The sequence below is a fragment of the bacterium genome (assembly GCA_030654305.1).
GTDB lineage: Bacteria > Krumholzibacteriota > Krumholzibacteriia > LZORAL124-64-63 > LZORAL124-64-63 > PNOJ01.
In genome coordinates this window covers 1-10,362 of record JAURXS010000100.1, presented here as the reverse complement: position 1 = coordinate 10,362, position 10,362 = coordinate 1, and the positions used below count along the sequence as shown (strand labels likewise).

Annotated in this window: 8 protein-coding genes; 3 read left to right on the top strand and 5 right to left on the bottom strand. The window is 72.4% G+C overall.

Annotation, left to right across the window (positions count from 1 at the left end):
• Positions 1-165: 165 nt before the first annotated feature.
• Positions 166-1,311: a cysteine desulfurase family protein gene (locus Q7W29_02755; GenBank protein MDO9170731.1), complete on the bottom strand. Its 1,146-nt coding sequence runs from the start codon at positions 1,309-1,311 to the stop codon at positions 166-168.
• Positions 1,308-1,877, bottom strand: a complete 570-nt coding sequence (locus Q7W29_02750; GenBank protein ID MDO9170730.1) for a YkgJ family cysteine cluster protein — start codon at positions 1,875-1,877, stop codon at positions 1,308-1,310. The genes Q7W29_02755 and Q7W29_02750 overlap by 4 nt, the downstream gene beginning before the upstream one ends.
• Before the next feature lie 173 nt (positions 1,878-2,050).
• Here Q7W29_02750 and Q7W29_02745 point away from each other — a divergent pair, with 173 nt between their 5' ends.
• Entirely contained in the window at positions 2,051-5,503 is a 3,453-nt protein-coding gene (locus Q7W29_02745; protein MDO9170729.1) for a methylmalonyl-CoA mutase family protein, read from the top strand.
• A gap of 16 nt (positions 5,504-5,519) precedes the next feature.
• Here Q7W29_02745 and Q7W29_02740 read toward each other — a convergent pair whose 3' ends face one another.
• Complete coding sequence (locus Q7W29_02740) at positions 5,520-5,975, bottom strand: MarR family transcriptional regulator (protein ID MDO9170728.1); 456 nt, start codon at positions 5,973-5,975, stop codon at positions 5,520-5,522.
• 265 nt (positions 5,976-6,240) lie between these two features.
• Here Q7W29_02740 and Q7W29_02735 point away from each other — a divergent pair, with 265 nt between their 5' ends.
• Positions 6,241-7,386 carry a carbohydrate-binding module family 20 domain-containing protein gene (locus Q7W29_02735; GenBank protein MDO9170727.1) on the top strand — a complete coding sequence of 382 codons (1,146 nt, stop codon included), beginning with the start codon at positions 6,241-6,243 and terminating at the stop codon, positions 7,384-7,386.
• Positions 7,387-7,552: 166 nt separating this feature from the next.
• Positions 7,553-8,929, top strand: a complete 1,377-nt coding sequence (locus Q7W29_02730) for a Xaa-Pro aminopeptidase (GenBank protein ID MDO9170726.1) — start codon at positions 7,553-7,555, stop codon at positions 8,927-8,929.
• Here the strand turns inward: Q7W29_02730 and Q7W29_02725 are convergent.
• Positions 8,926-10,032: a metal ABC transporter permease gene (locus Q7W29_02725; protein ID MDO9170725.1), complete on the bottom strand. Its 1,107-nt coding sequence runs from the start codon at positions 10,030-10,032 to the stop codon at positions 8,926-8,928. The two genes, Q7W29_02730 and Q7W29_02725, sit on opposite strands and share 4 nt — an antisense overlap.
• Positions 10,032-10,362, bottom strand: a 331-nt coding sequence (locus Q7W29_02720) for a hypothetical protein (GenBank protein MDO9170724.1), incomplete at its 5' end; no start/stop codon positions are given. The genes Q7W29_02725 and Q7W29_02720, both read right to left, overlap by 1 nt.

Sequence of the window (10,362 nt, the reverse complement as noted above, 5' to 3'; positions counted from 1 at the left end):
AGAGCGAGACCACCAGCAACAGGGACAGGCGAACGGCGGGCGGGATCCGTGTCGGTCGGGGCATCGTCGTTCTCCCGAGTCTCGCTGACGTTCGTGCTCGGATCGTTCGACCGAGCGGGCGACCGGAAAAGTCGACACGGTTCGGGGAGGAACGGGGCGTGCCCGTCACCCCTCCCGCCGGGCGGCGGCCACCGCGGTCAGGATCAGGGGCACGGCCCGGTCGACGTCCTCGCGGGTGGTGAAGCGGCCCACCGAGAAGCGCAACGTGCCCAGCGCGGCCTCGCGCGGCGCGCCCATCGCGGCGAGCACGGCCGAGACCTCGGCACCGCCGCCGTGGCAGGCCGCGCCCGCGGAGCAGGCCACACCCGGCAGCCCCGCCAGCAGCCGGTCGGCGCGCGCGCCGGGGAAGCCGAGGCTCAGGGTGTTGGGCAGGCGTTCGGCCTGCCGGGCGTGGACCACGGCGTCGGGGCAGCCGGCGCAGAGGGCGGCTTCGAGGCGGTCGCGCAGCTTGGTCAGGCGCGGCAGTTCCTCGCCCAGCTCCGCGGCCGCGATCCGCGCCGCCTCACCCAGGCCCGCGATCAACATGACGCTCTCGGTGCCGGGGCGGCGGCCCGACTCGTGGCCGGCGCCGTGGCTCAGGTTCTCGATCGCCACGCCGCCGCGCACGTAGAGCGCGCCGACGCCCTTCGGGCCGTACAGCTTGTGCCCGGCGAGGGACAGCAGGTCGACGTCCAGCTCGCCGACCCGCACCGCGACCTTGCCGGCGGACTGGGCGGCGTCGGTGTGCATCAGGGCTCCGGCCGCGCGGACGATCCCGGCGATCTCCGCGACCGGCTGCAGCGTGCCCACCTCGTTGTTGGCGTGCATGACCGAGACCAGGACGGTGTCCGGGCGCACGGCGCGCGCCACGTCCGCGGGGTCGACCCGGCCGTCGCGATCCACGGGGACCGTCGTCGTCTCCCAGCCCCGCGCCGCGAGCCAGGCCGCCGGCCCCCGCACGGCGGGATGCTCCACCGCCGAGATCACGAGGTGCCGCCCGCGGTCGGCGCGCGCCCAGGCCGCGCCCTTGACGGTGTGGTTGTTCGCCTCGGTGCCGCCGCTGGTGAACACGATCTCGGCGGGGGAACAGCCGAGCAGCCCCGCCACCCGGGCGCGCGCCAGATCGAGGGCCGCATGGGCCTCGCGCCCGTAGGCGTGGCCGCTGCTCGGGTTGCCGAACAGCTCCATGGCGTCGCGCATGGTCGCCGCGACGCGCGGGTCCAGCGGCGTCGTGGCGTTGACGTCCAGGTAGACGGGCCGCCCCGTGGTCACGACGAGCCCTTCGGCTTCGTCGGCGGCTTCTTCCCGCCGGTCGCTCGCGCGGGCGCGGACCCGGGCCGGCGCGAGCCCAGCGGCGGCGGCGCCCCGGTCAGCTTGGTCTTCGTCAGCTTGGCGAAGGGGGCCAGGGCCTCGGCGGTCCAGTTCTTCACGATCGTGCGGCGCAGCTTCACCGCCTCGTTCTCGCGGCCGTGGATCATGCGGGCGCACTCGTAGGGTCGCACGCCGTAGATCGTGCACTTGCCGTGGTCGAAGAAGATGCAGCGCCCGGGATCGGCCAGCTCCGGCAGGGTCCAGACGCCGCCCGGCTTTTTGTGGTCCCGCAGCTTGTGCGGCATCACGCCGTGGCGCGGCGAACCGTCGGTGGTGTGGGTGACACCCACGGCCAGGTACCTGCGGAAGGTCTCCTCGACCGTCAGGCCCAGGTGCTTGGCCAGCCGGGGCACCTCGGCGGGCTGGAACCAGCCCGGCGAGTTGAGGCAGGCGGCCCGGCAGTCCGCACACTCGCAGCTGCTGACCTTGAAGACGGGCTTCTTCGGTGTCGGGGGGCGGACGGCCATGGGATCCTCCGGGACTCGGGTGTCCGGCGATGTTAACGAAACCGCGGCGCGATGCAAGCGGAGGCCGCGCATTGCCCGGGAATGGGCCCTGTGCTATATCTTCCAGGAGTTTCGAAGATCGACGACCGCCCGGCCCCGCGGGCCGGGCGCTCCTCCGTCCGCGAGGAACGCGCATGCCCCGAATCCAGCCCAATAATCCAGTCCAGCCCCACAAGCCAGTCCAGCCCTACAAGCTCCGGCACCACGTCCGCATCGTGACCGCCGCCAGCCTCTACGACGGGCACGACGCCGCCATCAACATCATGCGCCGGCTGCTGCAGGCGGGCGGGGCCGAGGTGATCCACCTCGGGCACAACCGCTCGGTGCACGAGATCGTGGATTGCGCGATCCAGGAGGACGCCCAGGGCGTGGCGATCACCTCCTACCAGGGCGGCCACCTCGAGTTCTTCAAGTACATGCACGACCTGCTGCGCGAGCGCGGCGCGGCGACGCGCATCTACGGCGGCGGCGGCGGTACCATCCTGCCGGACGAGATCGCCGAGCTGCACGCCCACGGCATCGCCCGCATCTTCTCGCCCGACGACGGGCGGTCCCTGGGCCTGCAGGGCATGATCGACGAGGTGCTCAGGGGATGCGACTTCCCCGCGGTGGAGGCGGCCGACGACGGCCTGGTGGCCGGCGTCGAGTCCCGCGACCCGCAGGCGATCGCGCGCGCGATCACGCTGGCCGAGAACCTGCCGGAGGCCTACGCCGGGATCGCGCCGCGGATCGCGGCGCTGGCCGAGGCGCGCCGCGCGCCCGTGCTGGGGGTCACCGGCACCGGGGGGTCCGGCAAGTCGTCGCTGGTGGACGAACTGGTGCGCCGCTTCCTGCACGAGTTCCGCGACAAGACCGTGGCGGTGGTCAGCGTCGATCCGAGCAAGCGCAAGTCGGGCGGCGCGCTCCTGGGCGACCGCATCCGCATGAACGCCATCGGCGACCCGCGCGCCTACATGCGCTCGCTGGCCACGCGCCAGGCCAACCTCGCGCTCAGCGGCCACGTGCGCGACGCCATCGCCGTCTGCCGCGCGGCCGGCTTCGACCTGGTGATCGTGGAGACCTCGGGCATCGGCCAGAGCGACACCGAGATCGTCGAGCACTCGGACGTGTCGCTGTACGTGATGACCGCCGAGTACGGCGCCGCGTCCCAGCTCGAAAAGATCGACATGCTCGACTTCGCCGACGTGATCGCCCTGAACAAGTACGACCACCGCGGCTCGCAGGACGCCCTGCGCGACGTGCGCAAGCAGTACGCCCGCAACCACGGCCTCTTCGAGGCCGCGCCCGGCGACCTGCCGGTCTTCGCCACCATCGCCAGCCAGTTCCACGACCCGGGCCTGAACGCCCTGTACGGCCACCTCATGCGCGTGATCGGCGCGAAGACGGGCGCGGTCTTCCCCACGGCCGAGGTCGGCGATCCGGTCACCACCGAACGCAACTTCGTGATCCCGCCGGCGCGCACCCGCTACCTGTCGGAGATCGTGGAGGCCAGCCGCCGCCACGACGCCTTCGTGACCGAGCAGAGCGGCTTGGCGCGACGTCTCTACCGCCTCCACGGTGCGGTCTGCGAGCTGCGCGGCGCGGCGCCCGACCCCGCCGACGTGCTGCCCGCCCCGGCGCCCCTGCCGGGCGACCCCGCCGGCTGCGCGGAGCTGCTGGACGGTTACGCCGCGCTGCTGCGCCGGCTCGACGCCGGCTGCGCGGACCGGCTGCGCGCCTGGACCGCCACCCGCCGCCGCTACGCGCAGGACACCTACAGCTTCGAGGTGCGCGACCGGACGGTCGAACAGCCGCTGACCTCGCTCTCGCCGAGCGGCACGCGGATCCCCCGCGTCGTGCTGCCGCGCTGGGACGACTGGGGCGAGGTGCTGCGCTGGCTGCTGACCGAGAACGCGCCCGGCGAGTTCCCCTACGCCGCGGGCGTCTTCCCGCTGAAGCGCGAGGGGGAGGACCCCACGCGCATGTTCGCCGGCGAGGGCGGCCCCGAGCGCACCAACCGCCGCTTCCACTACGTCTCGCTGGGCATGCCGGCGAAGCGCCTCTCGACCGCCTTCGACTCGGTCACGCTCTACGGCGAGGATCCCGACCGCCGCCCCGACATCTTCGGCAAGATCGGCAACTCGGGCGTCAGCGTCGCCACCCTCGACGACGCGGTGAAGCTCTACAGCGGCTTCGACCTGACCGACCCGCGCACCAGCGTCTCGATGACCATCAACGGTCCCGCGCCGATGATGCTGGCCTTCTTCATGAACGCGGCCGTGGACCAGCAGTGCGAGAAGTGGCTGCGCGCGCAGGGGCTGGCCGACGAGACCGCGGCGCGGATCGAGCGCGAGTACGCCGACCTGGGAATGCCGCGCCCCGCCTACCGCGGCCCGCTGCCTCCCGGCCACGACGGCCTGGGCCTGCTGCTGCTGGGCTCCGGCGGCGACCGCGTGCTGGAGCCCGAGGTCTACGGGCGCATCCGCCGCGAGACCCTGGCGGGCGTGCGCGGCACCGTGCAGGCCGACATCCTCAAGGAGGACCAGGCCCAGAACACCTGCATCTTCTCCACGGAGTTCGCGCTGCGCATGATGGGCGACATGCAGCAGGCCTTCATCGATCGCGGCGTGCGCAACTTCTACTCGGTGTCGATCAGCGGCTACCACATCGCCGAGGCGGGCGCGAACCCGATCACCCAGCTGGCGCTGACGCTCGCCAACGGCTTCACCTACGTCGAGTACTACCTGTCGCGCGGCATGCGCATCGACGACTTCGCGCCCAACCTGTCGTTCTTCTTCAGCAACGGCATGGACCCCGAGTACGCCGTGATGGGCCGCGTCGCCCGGCGCCTCTGGGCCAAGGCCCTGCGCAACCTCTACGGCGCCAACGAGCGCTCGCAGAAGCTCAAGTACCACATCCAGACCTCGGGGCGCTCGCTGCACGCGCAGGAGATCGGCTTCAACGACATCCGCACCACGCTGCAGGCGCTCTACGCGATCTACGACAACTGCAACAGCCTGCACACCAACGCCTACGACGAGGCGATCACCACCCCGACCGAGGAGTCGGTGCGCCGCGCGATGGCCATCCAGCTGATCATCAACCAGGAGCTGGGCCTGGCCCGCAACGAGAACCCCCTGCAGGGCGCGTTCATCGTCGACGAGCTGACCGACCTGGTGGAGCAGGCGGTGCTGGCGGAATTCGAGCGCCTCAGCGAGCGCGGCGGCGTCCTGGGCGCGATGGAGCGCATGTACCAGCGCACCCGCATCCAGGAGGAGTCCCTGCTCTACGAGTCGCGCAAGCACAGCGGGGAGCTGCCCATCGTGGGGGTGAACACCTACCTCGACCCCAAGGGCTCGCCGACGGTGCTCCCGGGCGAGGTGATCCGCTCGACCCCGCAGGAGAAGGAGGACGCCATCGCCTCGCTGGCGGACTTCCGGAAGCGCCACGCCGGGCGCGCCCCCGCGGCGCTGGCCGCCATGCAGCGCACCGCCGTCGCGCACGGCAACGTCTTCGAGGCGCTGCTCGAGGCTTCGCGGGTGTGCTCGCTGGGGCAGATGAGCGCGGCGCTCTACGAGGTGGGGGGGCAGTACCGACGCAACATGTGAGTCGTGCCGTCGGCGGTCAGGCGCCGGCGGTGTTCCGGACCCCGGCCCGCTCGTGGACGGCGTCCAGCAGCCCGAACAGCCGCGCCGCGGCATCCGGTCCGGCGGCCGCCGCCAGCGCGACGTCCGCCGCCGCGATCAGCGCCCCCAGTTCCGCCGCGACCTGCTCGCCCTTGGGCGTCGGCGCCAGGTGCAGGGACCGCTGGTCGTCCCCCCGCCGCGACCGCGTGAGCAGGCCCTTCGCCGACAGCCCCCGGATCAGCCGCGTGACATCCCCGGGATGGACCCCGAGCCGCCGGGCTGCGTCCGACGGCCGCCTCGCGTCCCCGTCGCACACCAGTTTCAGCACCCAGAACTGGCTGAGCGTCAGCGCGGCCCCGCCCAGGGCCCGCTGGTGGTGCAGTTGGACCGCGTGCGCGGTGTTCAGCAGCCGGAAGGAGAGGCTGGTTTCCAGGGAGAGAGGTTCCTGTGCCATGTCGCCAGCATACATGAGATGAGTCAATAATCGCAACATCAAATATTGCTCAGGCAACTTAAAGGGCGTTCCCCGGATCCGCCGCTGCCGTCCCGCGATCCGGACGATTCCACCGAGACGTAAAATTCGGCGGGTTCTGCAGATCGTTTGATCAAGGATCTGCGTTTCTGTGATACAATCATCACTCCACGATGCGCCACGACAAGGCGTTTTGCGGCCTGATCGCCCGTGCCGCTCACGGGCAGCGTCACCTTGAGGAGGAGCCATGAAGAAAGTGTTTCTGCTGTCCGTCCTGCTGCTGGCCCTCGGCGCCGGCAACGCCGCCGCCGTCATCGGCTGGGGCGGCAACGTGTGGCCCAACAGCGGCGCGATCGTCGTGCCGACCGGCCCCGTGAACGTCTACGCCCAGTGCTGGAAGGGCGGGGTCACCGACGCCGGTGGCCAGGGCGCCGGCATCGAAGCGTTCTGCGACATGTCGGCCGACGGCGGCGCGGTGTCGACCGTCCAGATGTCGTTCCAGGGCGACGTCGGCAGCAACGACGAGTACACGGTCCAGGTCCCGCAGGCCATGCTCATGGGCGCGTCGTATGTCGACGTGCACGTGAAGTTCCACGACCTGACCGACGACACTTGGTTCACCAGCGTCAACGACCAGGCCGGCAACCCGCCCGCGCAGCGCTACAACGTGACCAACGTGCTGCCGGTCGACGTGAACGTGACCTTCACGCTGTGCATGAGCGGCGAGGCCACCTCCGGCGCTCCCTGCGTCATCGGCAGCGCACCCGCGATCGGCAGCTGGAACACGGGCGTGACGATGACCAGTCTCGGCGGCGACCTGTACGAAGTCGTCGTGACCTTCCCGGCCGGCGGCAACCCCGCCTTCGAGTACAAGTTCAAGAAGGACGGCTGCAGCACGTGGGAAGGCGCGGCCAATCGCCCCGTCATGCTGCCCACCGACGGCACGACCTCGGTGGTCCTGGCCGCCGACAGCTGGAACAACCTGCCGATCGGCTGCGGCCTGGGCAACCTCCTGGACGCCGACCGCACGGTCTGCCTGCAGGTGTGCCTCGACGGCATCGACAACACCGGCGGCGTCTGCTCCATCGGCTCGGTGGCCCAGCTCTCGAACTGGGGCGCCGGCGTGCCGGCCGTGCAGGTCGGCCCGGGCCTGTACCAGACCTGCCTCGTGTTCCCGGCCGGCTCGGCGATCCCGCTGACGGTCGAGTACAAGTTCAAGAAGGACGACTGCGGCTCGTGGGAGAACGTGGCCAACCGCAGCTTCGTCGTCGACAACGCCATGCCCGGCGAGCAGACGCTGACGTCCAACTGGGACGACAACACCAGCGGCGCCTGCACCCCCGTGGGCAACGAGAACGCCGATTGGGGTTCGGTCAAGGCGATGTACCGGTAGCTTCAGGCGCGTTCCGACGGAGAGCGCGCAAGAGGGCGCCGCCCCGGCTTCGGCCGGGGCGGCGCTTTTTTCAGCCGTGGCCGGAGCGTCGGGCCTGAGCTACTCTGGCCCGAATCCGGGGCCGCCGACGCGGCCCGCGCCGCCACCGCCGGAAAGGATGGACCGCATGGACACCGCCACCCGCATCCTGCGCCGCGAGGCCCTGCGCGGCCTGCTGCCCGAGGGCGCGATCCTGCTGCCGGGCAACGGCCAGGCCAGCCGTAACTACGAGGACAACGCGTACCCCTTCCGGCAGGACTCGCACTTCCTGTACTTCGCCGGCATCGCGCGCCCCGACCTGGCGCTGCTGCTGCTGCCCGACGGAACCGGCACGCTGTACGGGCCGGCCCCCCACCCCGACGACGTGGTGTGGTCCGGGCCGCAACCCTCCCTCGGCGACCTCGCCGCGGCGGCCGGGCTCGCGCGCCACGCGCCGCGCGACCGCCTCGCGGCGGACCTCGCCGCCTGCGGGCGGGTCCACTACCTGCCGCCCTACCGCGCGAGCAACCGCCTGCTGCTGGCGGACCTGCTGGGCGTGGCGCCGTCGGCCGTGGCGGACGGCGCCTCGCGCGATCTGGTGCGCGCCGTGGTCGCGCTGCGCGAGATCAAGAGCGACGCCGAGATCGCCGAGATCGAGACTGCCCTGGGCGTCAGCGCGCTGATGTACCAGTTCGCCCTGCGCAACGCGCGCCCCGGCCTGCACGAGGCCCAGATCGCCGGCGCCATGCAGGGCGTGGCGCTCAGCTACGACATGCCGCCGTCGTTCCAGCCGATCGTCTCGGTGCGCGGCGAGATCCTGCACAACGAGAGCCGCGCCAACACGCTCGAGCCGGGCCAGCTGCTGCTGCTGGACAGCGGCGTCGAGACCAGCGAGGGCTACTGCTCCGACATCACGCGCACGATCCCGGTGAGCGGCGTCTTCGCCCCGCGGCAGCGCGACGTCTACGACGTGGTGCTGGGCGCCCAGGCCGCGGCCATCGAGGCCGTGGCGCCCGGCGCGACCAACCGCGACGTGCACCTGGCGGCCGCGCTGGCCGTCGCGGGCGGGCTGAAGGACCTCGGCCTGATGCGCGGCGATCCCGCCGCCGCGGTCGCCGCCGGCGCACACGCCCTGTTCTTCCCGCACGGCATCGGGCACATGCTGGGCCTGGACGTCCACGACATGGAGGACCTCGGCGATGCCGTGGGCTACGACGAGGGGGAGGCGCGCAGCCCGCAGTTCGGCCTGAACTTCCTGCGGCTGGCCAAGGCGCTGAAGCCGGGGTTCGTGATCACGCTCGAGCCGGGGATCTACTTCAACCCGGCGCTGATCGCGCGCTGGCAGGACGCCGGGCTGCACGAGGGGTTCATCGACTACGCCGCCGTGCGGCGCTACGCGGGCTTCGGGGGGATCCGCCTGGAGGACGACGTGCTGGTCACCGCCGACGGCAACCGCGTGCTGGGGGCCCCGATCCCCAAGACGGCCGACGACGTCGAATTGGTGATGGGCGGCGACGCGGTCTAGCGGGTCAGGGCGCCGCGCGCCAGGGCTTGTCCCGCCTCGTCCAGCCGGACCAGCCCGCCCGCACGGTGCAGGAGCCGCCGCTGCTCCGCGGCGCGCAGCACCCGCTCGGCGAACCCGCTCTCCCAGTGCAGGTGCAGGTGGATGCGGTCGGCGCGGCACTCGTCCGCGGCGTCGGGCCCGTCCTGGTGCTGGGCCACGTGGATGGCCAGCATCGCCAGCGCGAACTCCAGCCGCTGCGTCGCGCGCCGCCGCGCGGCGGCGACGAGGCCCCGCTGCGGCGCCGACAGCAGCGCCAGCAGGAAGACGAGCCCCACCGTCGCGGCCATGGCGCCCGCGATCGAGACGTCGAGCCAGCGGGCGATCCAGTAGCCGCCGACCGCCGACGCCGCTCCCATCAGCACCGCCAGCCCCAGCAGCCGCGGTAGGCGGTCGGTCAGCAGGTGGGCCGCGGCCGGCGGCCCCACCATCAGCGCGACCACCAGCACCAGCCCCACCGCGTCGAAGCTCGCCACGGCGGTCACGCTCACCAGCGACATCAGGCCGTAGTGGATCAGGGCGGGCGCGAAGCCGAGCGTGGCGGCCAGGCCGGCGTCGAAGGTCGCGAGCTTCAGCTCCTTGAAGAACAGCGCCAGCGCGGCGGCGTCCAGCAGCAGCACGCCGCCCGCCAGCCACAGCGCCCGCGGGCCCAGGTCGGTGCCGCCGGGTGCGAAGCGGTCGAACGGCGCGAAGGCCAGTTCGCCGAGCAGCACGACGTCGGTGTCGAGGTGGACGGCACCCGCGTGGCGCGCCAGCAGGATCACGCCCAGGCTGAAGAGGGCCGGGAAGACCAGGCCGATGGCCGCGTCCTCCTTGACCAGGCGCGTGCGGTGCAGCGTCTCGACCAGGGCGACGGTCAGCACGCCGGTGGCCGCCGCGCCCAGGACCAGCCAGGGGGAGGCGAGGTCGCCGACCGCCAGGAAGGCCACGACGATGCCCAGCAGGATCGAGTGGCTGATCGCGTCGCTCATCATCGCCATGCGCCGCAGCACCAGGAACGTGCCCACCAGGGAGCAGGCGGCGGCGGTCACCGCGGCGATGAGCTGGATCTCGACCTGGGGCGACATCATGGCGAGGCCTCCGGGCGGCCGTCGACGGCGCGGGCGGCGAGGAAGCGCTCGGCTTCGCCGCGGCCGTCGGCGGTGATGGTCCACAGATCGCCGCCGGCGTCGGCCGCCCAGCCGCGGCCCGCCAGTTCGCGCAGCGAACGGCGCACCGCGCCGCCGGCGGCCATCGCCCGCAGCACCGCGGCGGCGTGGGGCGCGGCGGTGGGGTCGCCGTGCTGGCCGGCGAGGGCGTGCAGGTCGAGCAGGACCGCGTGCAGGCGCAGGTCGCGGCGGCGGCGCCAGCGGCGCCAGGCGCCGGCGAGCAGGCCGCGGCGCGGGGCGAGGACCAGC

What these genes read in the sequence shown, in the direction of transcription:
- Q7W29_02735 (MDO9170727.1), top strand. Translation starts at nt 6,241, where the DNA reads ATGAAGAAAGTGTTTCTGCTGTCCGTCCTGCTGCTGGCCCTCGGCGCC.
- Q7W29_02725 (MDO9170725.1), bottom strand. Translation starts at nt 10,032, where the DNA reads ATGTCGCCCCAGGTCGAGATCCAGCTCATCGCCGCGGTGACCGCCGCC.
- Q7W29_02750 (MDO9170730.1), bottom strand. Translation starts at nt 1,877, where the DNA reads ATGGCCGTCCGCCCCCCGACACCGAAGAAGCCCGTCTTCAAGGTCAGC.
- Q7W29_02740 (MDO9170728.1), bottom strand. Translation starts at nt 5,975, where the DNA reads ATGGCACAGGAACCTCTCTCCCTGGAAACCAGCCTCTCCTTCCGGCTG.
- Q7W29_02745 (MDO9170729.1), top strand. Translation starts at nt 2,051, where the DNA reads ATGCCCCGAATCCAGCCCAATAATCCAGTCCAGCCCCACAAGCCAGTC.
- Q7W29_02730 (MDO9170726.1), top strand. Translation starts at nt 7,553, where the DNA reads ATGGACACCGCCACCCGCATCCTGCGCCGCGAGGCCCTGCGCGGCCTG.